An 18,102-nucleotide genomic window follows, 5' to 3' on the forward strand; every position below is an offset into this window, starting at 1 on the left:
TTTATGAGGAAAGATAACTAGTATTTAAGAATATTATTGTGCTACCGCACATAATGTTAGTGATAAGTTGATCTAGTGATTTGTTGATCTAGTGATAAATCAATGAGAAGGGGTGGAAGAGTTGAAAATTGAAGGTCACGGAATGAAGGTAACCAAACATGACAAAAAACCTTTAGGAGATAATAGGAAAACAAGAGTTTGCCCCTATTTTGAAAAACCATTGTTAAAGAAACTTAAACGTATATCTAAGGCTATCGATAAAAGTCCACCTGAAACTTTGCTAGAAATTGCGGAAGTCTTTTTAAATCATCCTGAGTGGGTAAAATATATACAAAGGAAACACCTGGTGGACCCCGATGACCCGTTATATGTTCAGCCTAAAATAGAAAATGGACAAGTTATCTATTAATCCTGGTCGTGTATAACACGGCCTATTTTTATTTGTTTGGTTTTTTCCTTACTTTCATTCCATATTCCTTCGCAGTTTCAACACATTTCCTACCCAATTCTTGGGCTTCTTTAGGTGAAATTTTTACCTTCATAATATCGCCTCCTAGCCACATCATTACCATAAAAATTCGCAGTTATACCTCTCCCCTCACCTGCATAGGATAAATTAAGTCTGCAACTCAACAACTGAGTTGCAAAGATTTTAGTAGAAAAGAGGTATAGAGATGACGGTTAGAAGGAAGGAGAGAAGTGATAAAAAAAGAACGGTGGCTACATGGCTGGACCTAGAATCCTATGAAATGATTGTTAGACTTGCATACATCCTAGATGTACCGTTAAAGGAAATTGGGGAGCTGCTTGTCTTAGAGGGGGTCCAATCAAAAGAAACTATTGATAAAATTTCTCAGTACTTTAAGAGGGAATTTAGGAGTGAGTATACCCTATATATGGGAAACGCAGAATTGAAACCTTATCGGGTAAAAATAGATGGTGAAAAAAAGAGGGTGTATATGCGTTTTAGGTTTGAAGAACATGAGAAACTTTCTTCTTTAGCCTTTGCTCTTGACATGGATGTAGCGCCTGCCACAGGCCTACTAATAAAGACAATAATATCATCTAAAGAAATTCTGTTCCCTTTTCTCTCTCATCACATTCGAAAAGATCTTGATGATCAACGATTAAAACAATTACGCCTGTTATGCAGATATGTTGATTCCAATACTCCCGGTGAATATGTTACTCTTCCTATGCTTCTTACTTATATTTTGAAACAATGTTTTGAGCAAGGAAAAACATTAAAACAAAAAATTCGTGATTTTATAGATGATTAGACAGCTTAAGGTGTCTGTAATTCAAAGATGTGAGGGCGGGCTCTAACTGATGTGTGATGTAGACACGTTAAGGTGTCTAGAAAAAGACTGCCCGTTAGGACAGGGCAAGTTATTTGGTATGGAGAGTTGGATCTGGGATTAGGGGGTTCCTCTTAATTACAATGCCCTCAGCATCGGTCCAAATAGGGTCTTTTAGAACATTAACCCAAATCGGTTGCTGGAGATTTGCAAATTTTTTCGGTTCTGCAATCGATTTATAAGGGACGGGTATGATCTTATTATCGGGATCAAAATGATAAAAAACAGGGATAACATCTCTACAATACTGTAGTGATTTAATATGTTTTTTGGCTTCCTTCAAGAAATTGGCGAATGAAATGGCCCGGGCATATCCCCTTGTCTCAAACCTATGGTTTCTTTCGTATAAGAAAACTTGGTGGTAGTTTTCGTGGTGACTGACACTAAGAAGGGCTAGTTCCCAATCTAGATTCTCATTTTCCCCTAATTCGAAAAACTCAGTCCCCTTATAAGCAGGGTTTTGAAAATAATACCTTAGTTTTCCCTTTACGAATTTTTCGTAGATTTGCGTGTGTGCAATCTCATTACTAAGAATATCTTCCACTTCCGTCAGTGTCCCATAAATGAGATTAACTTTGGAAGCCCATTTAGACATACAACTAAAAAAAGCTTCGGTAATGGTTTCCCATCTCATTCTCGTTCCTCTATCGTGATCTTTTTCATCGGTAATAAAGAGAATGGCCTCTGGTAATTTGCGGTTCGTTTTTGCAAGATAGTCAAGATACAGATTATACTTTTCGAACTTTTGAAAGATGGTACCTGAATACTCTGTAGATCTATCGAATTCTATCCAATAAAAAAATTGGGAGTTAGAGTCAGTGTTAGTCACTCTCATTTCGGCATCAGGACGATGTTTATGAGACCTAGAATTAACTTTAAAATCTTCGGCACAATATCGATTGTCTCTGAAATCGATCGTAAAATTATTCTGCTGCAAAAACCGTTGGGAGAAATCAATTACTTTAACGAAAAAGTCTACTAGTAAGAGATGGTGGAAAATATTTTTTAGAGGGGGTTTTACAATTTCATATGGGAAATCCCCTATATCACCATTGTAGCCTGTTCCGATGTGATTCCATTTAATTTGTAGCTGGCCTTTAATATAAATGAACCCTTCACGGCTTAAGTAGTAAACTTTTCTTTTTTGGTCTATTAAATCACTAGAAATAAACCCTTCACGAAATAGTTCACTAAGATATTTAGCAAGGTTTTTTTGAGCAGTAGATCGTTCACCGGTTTTGACTTCTAGATTTATGGACCTTTTGTTAAATTTGGGATCGGGCTTAACTTTAAATCGATCCTTGTATAGGATTTCTAAAAGTTGGATAGCTGTTACACCACGGTATTTGTAGAGTGCTTCTAAAATCATTTTTTTGAAGGGGGATAAATCTTTTTCAATATCACTTTTAAACATTGTTGAAACCTCCTACAATGTAACCCGAACAAGGAGTAAATAAATCGGGGTTACTAATTTAGTATTTTCATTATATCTCCATGAGGAAAATAAAACCAATATTTTTAAGGGTTTGAATCGTTTGATGTATACGTCTCATTATACGTCTGTAGTATACGTCTGTGATGTACGTCTAAGCGTATACTACAGACGTATACCACAGACGTATAAAAAAGCGTATATGAATTGCGTGAGTCAAACTGTATTAATCTGTAATAACTAATGTGTCTGGAACAGCAGTATTTTGTTAGATGAAATTGCGTTCGGAATTGGAAATTATTGATATTTGAGGAAGAAAGGATGTTCTTTTCAATCGGGGTGAAGTTGATTAAGTTAGAGATCAACTTATATGAGCAATCTGAATTTATTTCATTACATTTCCTTGTCTCAGATTCAAACGATTGTGCTTAAAGTCAGAACGACCAAAGCTACGGTTCTGGTTAATCTTATAGAAACTATACTGTTCACAAGAATAGTTACTATAAATCAAAAATAAAATAACATACTAAAAATAATCGGAAAAATAAGGGTTAAATATAGTTACTATATTAGAAACGAATACGGTTAGGATTAGGGTAACCATTAAGGTTGATTACAGAGTGAATGATCGTTTTCGGATCAATTCTTTTTATCAATTAGGTCTAGCCTTCTTGAATTGGGTAATTTTGTAAGGGAATGATTCTTTTATTTCATTATTAAACTCATCCATAGTGATTATTGCTCGATCTTAAACCAATAGTATCCGCTATTTACACAAGTTTAGTGTTCGATGTGGTAACTATAAAAAGTATTGATTTAATAACGTTTTTTCTTGTTGCATAAATTTTCCTTTGATTATACTATAGATATAGATACTTAATAAATGCAAGGACTGGAATCTATTATGGTAACTATATGTATTTTTAAAAGGGGGTGATCTTATGGATTATGACCTTCACAAAAAATATGAGGAAGTTTCGCTTCCGGTAGATTTACGAATTTTATTTGCTGATTTGATTATGGCAGATGAAGCAACTAGAAAAACGTTCTTAACAATTGGCAAAAACACATTAAATACGGATAGTTTTGGTATTACCATCAAACAAATTGCTGACACGGTTAAGATCAATCGAAAAGTCCAAAATAGAGACGGCACATTCAATACTGTACATACAAACATCGACCGAAAGCATGTTGAACGTATTGTTGATAAATTACTAGCGATGAGTATTTGTTATTATCGTTCGATCCCCCCTTCTAAGGTTATTAATTTAACTACACGTGGGAAAGAAGTCACTGCAGAAATTAAAAAACGGATTGAAGAAACCAAAAACAAAGGAGATGAACAAAACGTTGTTCACGAATAACCCCCCTTCAATAAATATGACGCTGGTTGGCTTCGGACAAGCAGGAACAAGAATGGTAGATCGCTTTGCTGCCATTACAAATAAAGAAGGTAAAGCAGTCTATAATACCCTGGCTTTGAATTCGAATGATGGTGACTTAAGAGAATTAAAGTATGTCCCTATTGAAAATCAAGTATCTTTGAAACTTGGCGGATTGGGAAAGAACCCAGAAAAGGCTATTTCTGTATTAGAAGAAAATGAAGGGGCAAAAGAAACACTAAAGGAATTTATAACCCAGAGAATAAGACCAGAAGATGAGTTGGTGCTCTTTTTTGCTGGCTTAGGTGGCGGGACGGGAACATCTACCTTGGTTAAATCTATTGAAGAGTTCTATGACCATTATAATAAACCTAAAATTGCTAAAGAGTTAAAGAAAATCCAGTCTAATACTACTCCTGAAGATTTTAAAAGTAATTTGCAGAAATACAAAGTGGCTGCCTTCAAAAAGGCTCAGGAAAGCTTCGTTAAAATTGGTGTAGTAGTTACTCTCCCCGTTCGTTCTGACGGGCCGGACGTTTTAAGACAAGTGAACGACTTCGCTTCACGAATTTGGGAAACGGCCAAAAATCCTGCAAAAGGAATTGCCTTTGTCATTTTCGCGGATAACCAATACTTCTATGATCAGTGGAAAAAGCTTGGTTCAAACTCTGGATCTGAGAACTATCGTGATTTTGCAAATGCTGAGATTTGTAGTATCCTTCACGAGATAAACACTGGTACAAACGGTGGTGGAACATCAGTCACTTTTGACCCACGTGACTTTAGAAGAATTATTATGGAGGGAACTGGAAGTTTAGTTATTGGAAAGGTTGAACGTGATGTTAACCAGATAACCAACAATCGCGACTTGGTTAGCATGTTTAAGCAATCTATCGCCACAAGTCGAGTTCATGACCCTATTGCAATCGAAGAAAAGGATAATGAAACAGGTGAAGTAACCTATTCTCGGGTCCATCATGTTGGATTACTTTCTGTAATTGACCCTAAATTGTCCTCATTGGGTAGTGCTTTCCTGGATCAGGCAAAAGATGAAATCATAGAGAATCTCCCCTTGGAAGGTACAGTGTTTTCTGGGTATTTAGAGGAGAAAAACAAGTTTAATTGCACTGTTTATACGTTCTTTAAAACCCAAGCTCTCCCTACCCGGCTTTCAAAGGGATTAGTAGAAGAATATGAGGAATTCAAGGCCAAACAACGATCTATTTCATACAAATCTGAAACCATTCAGCAAATAGCAGCGACTTCTAATGACGACCTGGACATTGATATTGACTTGGAAGATTTGGGTATTCAATTAGAGGAAGATAAAAATCTAGATGATATGGAAATTGATGACATCGATATTGATAATCTTGATTTATCTGATATAGACATAGAATAATATACAAAAGACCAATAAGGTGTTATCCTACCCTATTGGTCTTTTCTTATGTTTATTTGCTTTTTAACCCTGAAAAGATTCTTGCAAAGAACCCTTCTTTTTTCTCACTTTGATTTTTAGCTTGATCTTCTATTTTTCTAATCTTTCTTGCTTGCATAACATAAATCATGATATCCGCTCGAATATCGCGATGTTCATCTTTAAGACGGGTTAGTTCTGAAAGAGCTGTTTCGCGTTCCTCAGCAGAAAGTTCATCATCAAGTGTCTTTTCATAAAGTGAGAAGGCTTTCTCTTTAATGGCAATCACGTCTAATTCACGTTTCTCCTGTGCCAAAAAACGTAACCGTTCGTTAGCTGAATCCTTATAAATACGGACTATATCCAGAAAATCATTATGATTTGTTTCAATTTCATCAAACTGAGACAATAGTCTTTCTTTCTCATCGAAGGTTAGATCCGATGATTTAATCTGATCCAGGAGTTTGGTACATTTTTGAATTACAAGTTCCTGATCGACTTGCGTCTTTGCCATTTGCTCTTCAATTTTTAAAAGACGTTCCTTAAAATCTCCTCCAGACTGAATACTAGATAATTTTTGATCGATTTCTTCCATTTGCCTTGATTGAAAATCACTTAACTGATTTTCGATTGCTTTGACTCGATTCTCAAATTCTGTTTCCCCCGGTATTAAGGCGAGTCTTTGTTCTAATTCTTCAAGCTTATAATTTTGGATCAGGATGGGGTTTTTAGCCTTATCATTTGATATAAGGTTTTGAAATTGATCACTTGCCATGACTTTAAATACTCTTTGTATTTCCTCAGGTGACAATCCATTAAAGGCTTGTCCAAGTTGATTAATCATTTGGTACATGGTTTCTAATGGGGCTGCTTCGGTGTCATCTTGATAGTGCCCGTAGAGTAATTGTTTTATCTGCTTTAGTGTATATAAACCGTCTTGACCTGTTAAATAGTCGATCATTTTCAGCTTAAAGACAGCTATATAATCATGCTTCCAGTTACGCGAATTTGGGCCACCGATTATTTGTGGGTTTACATATTCAGTAAACTCTTTCCGCTTATTATTGATGTTATACGTAGGTGTTTCGCATATTTCAGCAACTTCCTGTGTGGAATACAAGATTCGGGGATCCATATCGAGGATGGGCTCCGTAAAAATATTATGGAGTTCTCCCCTATCCTGAATAATTTGATACAAGATGGATTTCCCTTCAAATTCGCTGACAAGCAGTTCCTTCATCCGTTCTCTTTTGTTTAGCAGAGATGGCGTAAACACTTGGTCGCTCAATGTTTTGATGTCATCAGACATTTTCTACCACCTAATTTCATAAGAAAATAAAAAATTAATTCACCATGGATTTGGCATTTCTGAATTAAATTATAAAGTTATTTTTATTTATGTTTATTTAAACCTATTTTAACACAATTCAAGTAGATTTTTCCTTTAGAATTGAAAATCATTCGTTTATTTACATGAGTATATTAAAATAGATGCTAAATCAAATTTCAATTCAAACCGAATGTTGATCCGTGTATAAATTACATGTAAATTTATTAAAATTATTTAAAACCAACATGTATTAAAATCTAAGATTAGCTGTAAAAAAGAGATTACAGATGAATCAAAACTTAATTTTTACAATGAATGAAAATAAATTACTATTATTTATAGTGGATAAAATTAATGAGAATCAATAATTTATACATAATGAATAATCCAGATGTAATTTGAATTAATTTTTAATTTAAATTACTGTTTTAGATTTATAAGAATTAATTTCTGATTTATGTTGTTAATTTGAAATTGGGTCTGAATTAAAAGGCAATTTGAAGGAAATTTCAGGTACATCAGTAGGGATTTTGTTTAGAATTGAACGTTGACATGGAAATGTAAATGATTTATGCTTTTCTTAATCGATCAGACGTTTACTAAATTATCCAAATAAATACGCTTTAGTAGAGGGAGCACCTCCAAATCTTTAGGATTACTATGTCCAAAAGATTCGGAAGTGCTCCTTTTTTTTCTGTTTACAAGGGGGTGAGAGGGTGCATTTTAAACCTCATGAACTTATTAGAATCCTTCGTCTAAGGAAAGGCCTAACACAAGATGGTATGGCGCTGTTATTAGAGTGCAGCCAAATGCAAGTTAGTCGCTATGAGCGAGGAACGGAACCCGCGGAAGATGTTAAAAAGAAGATTGAAAATCTGTTTGGGGTAGAAATTTGGGGGATAAGGAGGGAGGATCAATGTCGGATGTAACTCCCAAGAAAAATATGATTATTGCCATCCCTAATGCTTCGTTTGCAGAAGGGGTGAAGAAGCATATTGAGAGGCTGGGTCAATACAAAGTAGTTGAGATGGTAGTCGTTCTCGAACACTTAGTTGAGCAGCTTGAAATGTTAAATGAAGAAGGAAAAAGAATAGATGCCATTTTCCTCTCAACAGATATTTCGAAAAAGCTCGATGATAAGAGATTAGAGCTTCTATCCGACACTCTTTTAACGATTCGTGAAAGATATAGCCATATTCATTTTGCTATTCTATCTAATCAGCGGCCCGGACATCCTTTTTTAGCAGAATTATTGAATATAGGGATTTACAACATTTTTATTAAAGAACAAGGAAAAAACACCCTCGATCTCCCAGCTATTTTAAACGCTTTGGAAAATCCAATTCCATTCTCTGAGGTTTCTATTTTTAGAGATGTTGATTCAACCATTCCGTGGAGGAGATTTTATAAAGGTGGATCAGCTATAAATGTATATCTTCATAGAGGGGGAGAGGATCAAGAACCGGGAGACATGCAGGCGGAATCTCAATTGAAAGATGTTCCGCCGGTAGCCCGCGTTATTGATGGTAAAGGCACTGCTGTTAATGAATCTGGAAAAGAGGTCGTCAAGGAATCCAGAAAAATTGAAACGGTTGTAATCGAAAAGGAAAAGTGGAAAGAAAAAGTAGTGGAAATCACTATTTCTAAATATTTAGCTATTCCGTCCAAAACGATTTCAGTAGTAAGCCTATACCCGCAGGTAGGGTCCACTTTCTTGATAGACAATTTTACATTCTATCTGGCTGAAAAAAAAATCCCTGTGGGAGTAATTGAGCCTCCTTCTCATCAATCTGTTTGGTACGAATTACTGGATGGTGATAACAAAAGACCTGAAGGATGGGTTTCTTGGATAAAGCAAATTAAGGATAAAGGATTTGTTTCCAAGGGTTCGGAATGGGTGGAAAACAATGTTTATTACATTCCATTTGGTGGAGAAGAGGTGGATGAGTTCTCCAAAGATGAGGCACTAAAACTTCTGTATTTAACCAAGCAAATCCCAATTTTGTTCGTCGATATCTCGGATAACTTGGGAAATCCAATGTCAGAAGTAGCCTTGCAGCAGTCAGATGAAATTTGGGTAGTTATATCCGGGGATCCAATACAGATTAATTTAAGGTTGGAAAGGCTAATGAATTTCCTGAAATTAATTGGTGCGGATAAAAATCTTATTGTTATCGGAAACAAATGGAGCAATCAACTAAACGAGTATTTATCGCCTGAAATCATCCACGAAAGAACAGGACTAAATTTGTTTACAACGATTCCTGATTTAACAGAAATCACAATACCAGCTATGTGGTCAGGGAAAAGGCTGATGGAGATGAAAGGGGGAGAGTTAATAGAAAAACCATTTTTTACTTTAGCTGAACGGTTATTACCCAGCGAGGTCACAAAGGGATTTAAACCTAAACAGGGATTATTTCACTTATTTAAACGATAGGAGGACTAAGGTTGAATAAAAAAAACAAAAGAATCCTATTGGCTCTTGTTGTAGCAGGATTATCTACTTCAATGATTTATAAAGGTTTGAGCCCTAAGGAGATAACAGAAGAAGATTTAGCTTCCGTTGTAGAGGTCAAAGCTAACATTCCTAAAAATAGTCAGATAACCACGGACAAAATCGTTTTGACAAAAATACCGAAAACGGAAGTAAAACCATGGATGGTTAATAGCCTAGAGAAAGTCAATGGAAAGATATCGAAAGTTGATTTGTTAGCAGGTGAAAAACTAAGCGAGGACCGTCTAGCTGAGGTTAAACAGGTAGAGTTCTCTGCTCAAGATCGTGAAATAAATCTTGCCCTTGAGTTAAGTCAAGTTGGTGGATTGCCGGTTGCTGGGAACTACGTTGATATTTTAGCTTATTTTCCTCCGCCTGAAAAAGGGATGGGGTTAGGGCATTCTGAGCTTGTATTGCAAAATGCTCTAATCACGCAAATCAATACAAAGGACTGGGAAAAAATAAAACCAATTATGAATGAGGAAGAACTGGCAAAAGAAAAGGAACAAAATCAAAAAGGGGCCTTCGTTCCAGCGACTGTGACGATTAAGGCAACTGTTGAGGATTCATTGATCCTCAACACGTTCCAATCCAACGAAACAGTAAAATTACGTGCTGTACTAAGAAATGATAAAAGTAAAAATTTATCTGTTCAATCGCCAAACGTCGAATTCCTAAGAAAAGACATCAAGATTTCTGATGGACAAGTCGCGGTTTCATCCAATTAGAAAGGAGGATTAAAGTGGACGTCGCAATCTTATGTGCAAACGATACAATCGGTAGTTTAGTACAAGTGGTTCTACCAGGGCTATCATTGAAAACTTACAATGACGATTCCGATATAGAGGAGAAAAAAATCCTATTTATCCTTTATTCCTTTCCCGAAGACGATATACACTCCATGATACAAACCTTAAAGAAGCAGCAGAAAGAGATTCTTGCAGTCATTCATCCACCAAATGAAACAAGGTTTTGTGAAGTTTTAAAGAAGCAGGGTATTCCATTTATCATAAATGGAGTTGATCCGAACGAAAGATTATACCATTTTGTTGGGAAACCGACAAAACTAAAAAAATCTTTTGTTTTCATTGGTCCAGCGGGTGGCTCAGGAAAATCCTTTCTAAGTTCTTTTGCTGCGAAAAAGGCATCAAGAAACAATAGGGTTCGGTTAGTGGATTGGAATTTTGAAACACCGTCTCTTCACCATTTTTTTAATGTACCACCGTTAGAATCTATCGTGAAAGGGATTAAGTTGTTACGCAACGATCTACCAATTAATTTAACAGATTACGATTTTTCAGTTGATAAAAACTTAACAGTAACTCCAATGTATCTCGATTATTTAGAATCAACGAAATGGGGAGTAGAGGAGTTTGCTTATCTTTGGGATCAATACGAACAGGGTAAATATGATGTGGTGATTTATGAAGTGCCCAATTATCCATTTTCAGTTACAGCTTCTGTAGCATTAATGAGGGCAACAGACATTGTGATCACTCTGCTACCGGAGCAAAATTCCATCTTCAATTCGATACAACTTATAAATTGGATTAAGACTCATCGTGAATCGGATATGCCTAATGTTCACTTTGTTATAAATCGTTACAAAGAGGAAATAGCCATGGGAATCAGTCAAATTGAAAAAACCCTGGACCAAAAAATGATAAATATTATTCCGGAAATTCCTAACGCATTAGGTTTGTTTCTATCGGGTGAATTAATGCAAGAGAGGTTGCCTAAATCCCTGATTGAAAAAGTATCAGCACTTAATTCTTTTGTCGAAAATATTGGCTTCCGTTCAAAAGAAGAAGAGGCGACAAAAGGTGAAATAAGTTTATTAAACAGGATTTTCAAAAAGGATAAGCGAGGTGAAACAGACCTTGGCAGTAGTTCAATATGATCAATTAGATCTTTTAAGAAGAAAGAACACACTCTCGATCTCATTGGAAGAAAAACAACTTATCAATAATCAGCAGCAGGTTGTCAATGAAGTGATTAGGGATTTGAATACGAACGAAACTGAATTGATTAACGCTGTATATCAAGGGAAAGTCCCTCGATCGGTCCTGGAAGAAAAGATTGATGAGCGATTGGCAATGGGAATTGTGCATAGTGATATTCCAAAAAAGCAGATTAAGAAATTGACGATGGATGAATTATTTGGGTACGGGTTCCTACACCCTTATATTGAAGATCCAACAGTAACAGATATCTTTGTCAATAGCCACAAAGACATCCTAATTCGTCAAAAAGGAAAGGACATTCCCCTTAATCTATCATTTGAAAGTGTCGGTCATCTGGAAGAATACTTCAGGAAAATTTTGAGTAGGCTCGGTGCCAGGGCTGATAAATTGGACCCAATTGTAGATACACGGGATCAAGAAAGGCATTTGCGATTAAATGGTGCAGTACCACCAGTTGTTAAAGTTCCCTATTTTACCATACGAAAGCATCAAGCTGACTCGTTTAATCATATCAATGCTTTAATTAGCGGGGGTACATTAACTCAGGAGATGGCCGATGATTTAGGAAAATATGTCGGGTCGTGGATGAACATCCTTGTTTCAGGGCCAACGGGTTCAGGTAAAACAACATTCATGCGGTGCTTAGCTACCACCTTTATTGATGATCTGGAACGTCTGGCTGTTCTGGAAGAGGAAGAAGAATTATCTATTGATCATAATAATATCGTTGCGATGGAGACCAAGAAAAAGAAGGGGGAGGATGATAAACCCATCGAGATGGATTTGTTGGTCAAGAATGGGATGAGGATGTCTGCAAGAAGAATTATTCTTGGGGAACTCCGTCATAAAGAAGCCCTGGAATTAGTTCGTGCTTTTGGAACAGGACATGATGGTGGAATGACAAGCATTCATGCAAACGGGGTTAAAGAAGCATTAAAACAATTGGCGTTCTTAATGCTTTATGCGGATACTCCCTTAAAGTATGAGCATCTTCTTAGCATGATAGCAGATACCGTCGATATAGTCGTACACGTTGTCCGTCATAAAGTAGTAGAGATAGCAGAAGTAACCGGATATGATGCGGAAAAACAGGTGGTAATGGTTAAGCCGATTTGGTATTACGATGTGGATCCGAAAACAGATGAGGGATTTTATCGGAAAGATGAGGAAAGTCCAGAATTGCTGAAGAAAATGGCGTTAAGACGAGCCTTAAGGAAGTGAGGCGGTCTCATGGGATATAGCATGATATGGGGATTTGCTTTAACGGGTAGCCTAGCTTTGTTTATTTACGAATTATTACAAACATCCAATACACAAGATACTCAAAGAGCACTGAAATGGATTGAGAGAAAAAATGTTGAAAAACATTTGGACGAATGGGTAGCAGCTAAAAACAAGAAAGCTTATAACATTATTCAAAACGCAGATGATCTGCTTAAAAAATCAAGGATTCGTATCGGTGGTCGCCCATTAAATAAATATATTTTTCTTATTGTAATGTTGGTTACTTCTATTGTTGCATTCGTTTTTTCATCGAATAAACTTAACAATCCAGTAGCAGGGATTTTAATAGGTGGAATTGTGGGATATTTATATTTTCATCTGTTAGCCTGGGATGCGAAGCATCGTAAGAGAACAATGCGGAAACAAACGCCCAACTTCTTCTTAACTTTGCTTAATTTTTATGAAGTACATCAAGATATTCTTTTGGCCTTAAAGGACACTGGCGATAGAATAAAAAAACCGATTAAGACAGATATGCAATATCTAGTCGTTCAACTACAAAATGGGGATATTACCTTACGAGAAACGATCGTAGAAGCCAAAGAAAAATTGGACAACAAGTTACTCCGAGATTTTCTTGATGATTTGGAATTGCAAATTCGATTTGGTGGTAACTTTTCACAGACTCTCCAAAATTATATAAATGACTCAACAGAGAAAGAAGTACGAATATTGGAACGAGAAAGTGAAACTGCTGGTGCATCCCTAGTTACCTATTTCCTATTAGGAATTTATATTTTCCTTGTGATTATGTTGAACAAGACGCAGCCCGAAGCCATGCATTTACTTGTTACCCATTTCGTCGGAAAAATTGTGGTCGTCGCTATGATTGCGATTATTTTGTTCGTTTTATATGTCACGAAGGAAATGACAGCAAGTGAGGATGATTAGAAGGGGGGATCGGATTGAGTTTAGCCATCGGAACAATCATGCTTTGGGGCAGTTGCTATTTCCTTATTTATGAGATAGTAACGTTTTACCAAAGAAAAAAAAGCCCCGAGTATCAAAGGCTCAAGTCATTTCAAAAGGAATTGAGAAAGAATGAACATATCTTAGATCGTTTAGGCGATTTGTTAATGCCCATTATCAAAAAAATTCCTAGGAAGGATAAGATTGAATCTTTTATTATCCGGGGAGGGAGTCCATATGACTTAACTTTTAAAAGATATGTAGTCGTAAAGATAGGACTTACTATTTTCACAATTTGGTTGGCACGTAACAGTTCACCCTTAATGCAGACCATAAGCAGCCTATTTGGCTTTTTTGCGATAGACATCTTAATTTGGTCGAAAGCGAAAAAAAGAGAAGAAGAAATTTTAAAAGAGTTGCCCTATATGATAACAAAAATTGCAAGATCTACAGCAAATGGGGTGCCTATTCGTGAAGTTCTGATGGTTTTATCCTCAAGGTTACAAGGTCCATTGGGTGAAGAAGTAAGCAGGTTATCAGCTCACTACAATATCGATGGGAATCTCTCGCGATGCCTACCTGTATTTAGTAAGCGTATTGGCATGGAAGATGTTGATAATATGGCAATGGCCATTATTCAAGCCGAACAATCAGGAAAAATGAGAGCGATTTTAGAAAAACAGGCTGAAATTTTAAAAAGAAGAGAGAGTTTCAAGGCATTTAAAAGCACTAAGAATCGCTCCAACTTCTTACCGCTAACAACTGTCGGAATGGTCATATGTATTTTTCTTCTCGTGGCGGTTCCCATGTTCTTGCTTATCGCAACTGATGGGTTGTTTAGATAAGATAATTTTTACATCTTTTTTGATCCTATGAGTTTTTGAGGATCAAAGGGGGGATGACACTTTCAAAGCACATGAAATGATCAACAAAAAAATCATTATCTGATTAAAGAATAGGGAGGAATAGAAATGTTAAAAAGACTTTTTAAAGATACCAAGGGTTCGCCCTCAATAGAAACGGTCGCCATAATTGCTTTCGTAGCATTGGCAATATTCTTAAATCTCGGAAATATGGGATCAGCAATTGGTGGCGTATTTGATAAGGTGAATACCTCGCTAACAGAAAAAATTAAGTAACGGTTTTTTAATATTAATTTATGGAGGAATAGAAATGTTAAAAAGACTTTTTAAAGATACCAAAGGTTCGCCCTCAATAGAAACGGTCGCCATAATTGCTTTCGTAGCATTGGCAATATTCTTAAATCTCGGAAATATGGGATCAGCAATTGGTGGCGTGTTTGATAAGGTAAATACCTCGTTAACAGAAAAAATTAAGTAGTGGGTTATATAGTTTAAGAGGCTACACTTTCACTTCATAAAAGAGTAGCCTCCTGAAATGGAGGAATCTACGTGGAGATATGGCAGATGTGTGTCGTTTACTTCTTTGTAACGTGGGCTGCCATCACGGACATTAAAACACGAAACATTAGCAATAGATTAACTGGTTCGTTCCTTATAACTGGCATCGGAGTAAATTTGATTTACGGTACATGGTCAGGTTTGTTCATATCTTTCAGTATTTCCTTTATTCCGGCACTCTTTTTATATAAGTTGGGTATTTATGGTGGTGGGGATCTTAAATTTTTTATTGCCCTAGCTGTATTTAGCGGATTAGGCTGGAGTTTTGGAGTGTTTTTTTATAGTTTAATAGCTGCGTTGCCATTGTTTTTAATTTATATCATCAAAGAAAGAATGTGGAAGCCAAGTGTTCCTTATGCGGTTGCGATATTCGTTGGCATCATTTGGCAGCACATTGATCCAATGATAAAGGGGTGATAAAGAAATGAAGCTCCTTAAACGATTTTTGCGGGATGAACATGGAGGAGCGGAGTATATTGGGTTTGCGGCTACCATCCTTTTGCTAATGTTAGTGTTAATAAATTTAAGTGCGCCAATTAAGTATGTATTTGAAACATTCATAATGGAAAATGTTCATCGAGTAGCCTTGATGGAAATGGAACAAGAAGGCGGCTTAACTTCAAATATTGAAACCAATATAGTTGATCGTTTAAAGGTGTTTGGTTTTGATGAAAGTAAAATTAGTATTTATAGTCCAACACGGTATCCTATTCAATGGGGGGATAATCTCGAATTAACAATTGAATACGTTACTCCCTATACGCAATACTACTTTGATAGGTTTTCATTAGACGAAGATACCGAAGATGAGACCATAAGTATAACAAGGAGCTCCGTCAGCCGTGAGTATTTTAAATAGGTTTTTTCGAGATAAGAAAGGCGGAGCAAATGCAATTATTGGAGTCGTCATTCTCTTCCTTAGTATGTTGTTTATTATGCTATTAATTGAGATAGGTCGGCTTTATGTAATTGCGGAATCATTTAAAAATGATTTAGACTTTGCCAATGCCTCTGTTTGGGCGGTTGTCGATCAGGAACGGTTGGCTTATCGAGAGATTCAATTTCATAAATCTAGTGAAACGGAAGCAGATGGAGTAGTAAGGGCCCAAAATAAATTTAGTGAATACCTTTGCGAGAATATGAATTTATCCCCTTCATTCCAACCGAATAATCCAGATGGCGTTATTGCGGGGCCGGTTACACTAGAAAGATTTGAGGTATACTTACAACCTTATTTGCCTTTAACCAATTCCGAAGGAATTTATATTGACAAGGTAAGTGTCTATTCGAAAATAACTGTTCCTGTTAAATTACTATTTAAAATGTTCGGAGATACTTATAATTTACCGATAATACGAGTAACTAATTTGGAAGATGCATTTTAACCGTTTAACTAATTAAATAACCACCCAAAGATTTATACATAAAAAGATTAGTATGTCAATTTTTGCCTATCTCTTTCTACTAATCTATTATAAAAGTAATAAGTTCAGGAGGTAGGAAAGTCAATACCCGCCTTTAAAAAAGGTGGGCCTGGGAAGAATCGTTCAGGCCCTATTGATTAGCTCCCTGTATTAGGAGACGTTCGACGGGAATCTCTCATGTTGGAGAGGAAATAGGCACTCCGGGATGCTCCACAAGTTCCGGACTCTGCGGATCGTGGTTAACAATTGCTAATGGGTAGGCGACGTGCTGCGGTTAAAAACCCCATCGAACTGGGCGATGTGGACCAACTGCCATCTGGCAGGCTTATCTTCGCATAGGAGATGTTTTTGAAATGGTGTATGTACTTAATGAACATGGACGACCTTTGATGCCAACCACTCGGTATGGAAAGGTCCGCCGATTAATCCAATCAGGAAAGGCCAAAGTGAAAGGGCGAAAGCCTTTCACCATTCAATTGCTTTATCCGACCACATCCTATACCCAATCCTTAACTTTAGGTATAGATAGTGGCTATGAGAATGTGGGGGTCTCTGTAGTGTCGGAGAAAACGGAGGTGTTTGCCGCGGAGTGCAAACTTCTGACAGGAATGAGTGAACGATTGAAGGGGCGTGCTATGTATCGTCGTCAGCGAAGAAGTCGATTGCGATACCGTAAACCTCGTTTTGACAATCGAAGACGTTCCGGAGGATGGTTGGCTCCTAGTATTCAACATAAGCTCGATTCCCATTTACGTTTAGTTGAAAAAGTAAAACGAATTCTCCCAATCAATCAAACCATCTTGGAAGTGGCGAATTTTGATATTCAGGCAATCCGAAACCCCGAAATTGAAGGAATAATTTATCAGATGGGTGAGCAATTTGGATTTTTCAACCTTAGGGAGTACATCTTGCATCGAGATCACCACCAATGCCAGTATCCTAAATGTCGGAACAAGAATCCTCATCCCATCTTGCAAGTTCATCATGTAGGTTTTTGGAAAGGGGATCGGTCGAATCGACCAAGAAATCTTATTGCTTTGTGTGATTGGTGCCATACGCCTCAAAATCATTTATCCACCGGGTTTCTATACGGATGGGAACCTAAGGAAAAGTCATTTCGACCCGAAACCTTCATGTCAATGGTGCGCTGGAAACTGATCGCTTTACTAAATGCCAAGCCGACCTATGGGTTTCTTACGAAGTCAAAACGGATCTTGCAGGGTCTAGAAAAATCCCATGCAACAGATGCCTTTGTGATTGCTGGGGGTTCCAACCAATCCCGGATCCAATCCTTTCTTATCCGACAAGTGCGGAGAAACAACCGGAGTTTGGAGAAATTTTACGATGCTAAAGTTACAGATATTCGTACTGGTCGGGTTGTCAAAGGTCAAGAAGTGTTTTGTGGAAGGAGGGTACGGAATCGAGAATTGACGTTGGAAAATTTACGAGTTTACCGTGGAGAGAAGGTATCAAAGGGAAAACGGGTGGTACGAAAACAACGGTATTCTCTGCAACCGATGGATTTAGTGTGGTTTGATGGAAACCTTTATACCGTTTCGGGAACCAATAACAAAGGGAAAACCGTAGTTTTACGAGATTGTCGAAAAGTACCAGCCGTATCGAAGGTAAAACTGATTAAATCGGGGAAAGGATTTTGTTTTGTATCTTAAACAACCTA

19 protein-coding genes are annotated in these 18,102 nt (G+C 36.9%); 17 read left to right on the plus strand and 2 right to left on the minus strand.

The features are described 5' to 3' along the window. Positions 1–121 precede the first annotated feature (121 nt). Together J2Z37_RS08785 and J2Z37_RS08790 are read left to right on the plus strand one after the other, a co-directional pair. Positions 122–409: a hypothetical protein gene (locus J2Z37_RS08785; protein WP_209809888.1), complete on the plus strand. Its 288-nt coding sequence runs from the start codon at positions 122–124 to the stop codon at positions 407–409. Positions 410–749: 340 nt separating this feature from the next. Then, positions 750–1,280, plus strand: coding sequence for a hypothetical protein (locus tag J2Z37_RS08790; RefSeq protein ID WP_209809889.1), 531 nt, complete (start codon positions 750–752; stop codon positions 1,278–1,280). Between the two features lie 109 nt (positions 1,281–1,389). Here J2Z37_RS08790 and J2Z37_RS08795 read toward each other — a convergent pair whose 3' ends face one another. Beyond that, positions 1,390–2,772 carry a replication-relaxation family protein gene (locus J2Z37_RS08795; protein ID WP_209809890.1) on the minus strand — a complete coding sequence of 461 codons (1,383 nt, stop codon included), beginning with the start codon at positions 2,770–2,772 and terminating at the stop codon, positions 1,390–1,392. Between the two features lie 959 nt (positions 2,773–3,731). Between J2Z37_RS08795 and J2Z37_RS08800 the strand changes: the two genes are divergently transcribed. Both J2Z37_RS08800 and J2Z37_RS08805 read left to right on the plus strand, forming a co-directional pair. Beyond that, on the plus strand, positions 3,732–4,157 hold the full coding sequence (locus J2Z37_RS08800) for a hypothetical protein (protein WP_209809891.1): 426 nt from the start codon (positions 3,732–3,734) through the stop codon (positions 4,155–4,157). After that, positions 4,132–5,577: an FtsZ/tubulin family protein gene (locus tag J2Z37_RS08805; RefSeq protein ID WP_209810106.1), complete on the plus strand. Its 1,446-nt coding sequence runs from the start codon at positions 4,132–4,134 to the stop codon at positions 5,575–5,577. The genes J2Z37_RS08800 and J2Z37_RS08805 overlap by 26 nt, the downstream gene beginning before the upstream one ends. A gap of 52 nt (positions 5,578–5,629) precedes the next feature. On the opposite strand, the gene J2Z37_RS08810 is transcribed toward J2Z37_RS08805, so the two are convergent. Further along, the gene (locus J2Z37_RS08810; protein ID WP_209809892.1) at positions 5,630–6,904 is read right to left on the minus strand and encodes a hypothetical protein; all 1,275 of its coding nucleotides are present in this window, start codon (positions 6,902–6,904) and stop codon (positions 5,630–5,632) included. Between the two features lie 737 nt (positions 6,905–7,641). Here J2Z37_RS08810 and J2Z37_RS08815 point away from each other — a divergent pair. The 13 genes from J2Z37_RS08815 to iscB all read left to right on the plus strand — a co-directional run bounded on the left by J2Z37_RS08815 (position 7,642) and on the right by iscB (position 18,094). Further along, positions 7,642–7,854: a helix-turn-helix transcriptional regulator gene (locus J2Z37_RS08815; protein ID WP_209809893.1), complete on the plus strand. Its 213-nt coding sequence runs from the start codon at positions 7,642–7,644 to the stop codon at positions 7,852–7,854. Beyond that, entirely contained in the window at positions 7,842–9,365 is a 1,524-nt protein-coding gene (locus J2Z37_RS08820; RefSeq protein ID WP_209809894.1) for a P-loop NTPase family protein, read from the plus strand. Before J2Z37_RS08815 ends, J2Z37_RS08820 begins: the two co-directional genes overlap by 13 nt. 11 nt (positions 9,366–9,376) lie before the next feature. Next, entirely contained in the window at positions 9,377–10,150 is a 774-nt protein-coding gene (cpaB, locus tag J2Z37_RS08825; protein WP_209809895.1) for a Flp pilus assembly protein CpaB, read from the plus strand. A 14-nt stretch (positions 10,151–10,164) separates the two neighbouring features. Continuing rightward, a complete protein-coding gene (locus J2Z37_RS08830) occupies positions 10,165–11,322 on the plus strand; it encodes a CpaE/TadZ family protein (protein ID WP_209809896.1) in 1,158 nt (385 codons plus the stop codon). Further along, positions 11,303–12,607 (plus strand): ATPase, T2SS/T4P/T4SS family, encoded by a 1,305-nt coding sequence (locus tag J2Z37_RS08835; RefSeq protein WP_209809897.1) that lies wholly within the window; start codon positions 11,303–11,305, stop codon positions 12,605–12,607. Before J2Z37_RS08830 ends, J2Z37_RS08835 begins: the two co-directional genes overlap by 20 nt. Before the next feature lie 9 nt (positions 12,608–12,616). Continuing rightward, a complete protein-coding gene (locus J2Z37_RS08840; RefSeq protein ID WP_209809898.1) occupies positions 12,617–13,561 on the plus strand; it encodes a type II secretion system F family protein in 945 nt (314 codons plus the stop codon). A 14-nt stretch (positions 13,562–13,575) separates the two neighbouring features. Next, positions 13,576–14,424 (plus strand): type II secretion system F family protein, encoded by an 849-nt coding sequence (locus J2Z37_RS08845; protein ID WP_209809899.1) that lies wholly within the window; start codon positions 13,576–13,578, stop codon positions 14,422–14,424. 126 nt (positions 14,425–14,550) lie between these two features. Continuing rightward, a complete protein-coding gene (locus J2Z37_RS08850) occupies positions 14,551–14,718 on the plus strand; it encodes a hypothetical protein (protein WP_209809900.1) in 168 nt (55 codons plus the stop codon). Between the two features lie 34 nt (positions 14,719–14,752). Next, complete coding sequence (locus tag J2Z37_RS08855) at positions 14,753–14,920, plus strand: hypothetical protein (protein WP_209809900.1); 168 nt, start codon at positions 14,753–14,755, stop codon at positions 14,918–14,920. A gap of 71 nt (positions 14,921–14,991) precedes the next feature. After that, positions 14,992–15,417: an A24 family peptidase gene (locus J2Z37_RS08860; RefSeq protein WP_209809901.1), complete on the plus strand. Its 426-nt coding sequence runs from the start codon at positions 14,992–14,994 to the stop codon at positions 15,415–15,417. A gap of 7 nt (positions 15,418–15,424) precedes the next feature. After that, positions 15,425–15,859, plus strand: coding sequence for a hypothetical protein (locus tag J2Z37_RS08865; protein ID WP_209809902.1), 435 nt, complete (start codon positions 15,425–15,427; stop codon positions 15,857–15,859). Continuing rightward, positions 15,843–16,385 (plus strand): hypothetical protein, encoded by a 543-nt coding sequence (locus J2Z37_RS08870; protein ID WP_209809903.1) that lies wholly within the window; start codon positions 15,843–15,845, stop codon positions 16,383–16,385. Before J2Z37_RS08865 ends, J2Z37_RS08870 begins: the two co-directional genes overlap by 17 nt. 392 nt (positions 16,386–16,777) lie before the next feature. Next, positions 16,778–18,094, plus strand: coding sequence for an RNA-guided endonuclease IscB (gene iscB / locus J2Z37_RS08875; RefSeq protein WP_209809904.1), 1,317 nt, complete (start codon positions 16,778–16,780; stop codon positions 18,092–18,094). The last annotated feature ends 8 nt before the right edge of the window (positions 18,095–18,102 follow it).

The organism is Ammoniphilus resinae (genome assembly GCF_017873965.1).
GTDB classification, from domain to species: Bacteria; Bacillota; Bacilli; order Aneurinibacillales; family RAOX-1; genus Ammoniphilus_A; species Ammoniphilus_A resinae.

What these genes read in the sequence shown, in the direction of transcription:
- J2Z37_RS08865 (WP_209809902.1), top strand. Translation starts at nt 15,425, where the DNA reads ATGAAGCTCCTTAAACGATTTTTGCGGGATGAACATGGAGGAGCGGAG.
- J2Z37_RS08850 (WP_209809900.1), top strand. Translation starts at nt 14,551, where the DNA reads ATGTTAAAAAGACTTTTTAAAGATACCAAGGGTTCGCCCTCAATAGAA.
- J2Z37_RS08855 (WP_209809900.1), top strand. Translation starts at nt 14,753, where the DNA reads ATGTTAAAAAGACTTTTTAAAGATACCAAAGGTTCGCCCTCAATAGAA.
- J2Z37_RS08805 (WP_209810106.1), top strand. Translation starts at nt 4,132, where the DNA reads ATGAACAAAACGTTGTTCACGAATAACCCCCCTTCAATAAATATGACG.
- J2Z37_RS08795 (WP_209809890.1), bottom strand. Translation starts at nt 2,772, where the DNA reads ATGTTTAAAAGTGATATTGAAAAAGATTTATCCCCCTTCAAAAAAATG.
- J2Z37_RS08790 (WP_209809889.1), top strand. Translation starts at nt 750, where the DNA reads ATGATTGTTAGACTTGCATACATCCTAGATGTACCGTTAAAGGAAATT.
- J2Z37_RS08820 (WP_209809894.1), top strand. Translation starts at nt 7,842, where the DNA reads ATGTCGGATGTAACTCCCAAGAAAAATATGATTATTGCCATCCCTAAT.
- J2Z37_RS08810 (WP_209809892.1), bottom strand. Translation starts at nt 6,904, where the DNA reads ATGTCTGATGACATCAAAACATTGAGCGACCAAGTGTTTACGCCATCT.
- iscB (WP_209809904.1), top strand. Translation starts at nt 16,778, where the DNA reads ATGGTGTATGTACTTAATGAACATGGACGACCTTTGATGCCAACCACT.
- J2Z37_RS08840 (WP_209809898.1), top strand. Translation starts at nt 12,617, where the DNA reads ATGGGATATAGCATGATATGGGGATTTGCTTTAACGGGTAGCCTAGCT.
- J2Z37_RS08800 (WP_209809891.1), top strand. Translation starts at nt 3,732, where the DNA reads ATGGATTATGACCTTCACAAAAAATATGAGGAAGTTTCGCTTCCGGTA.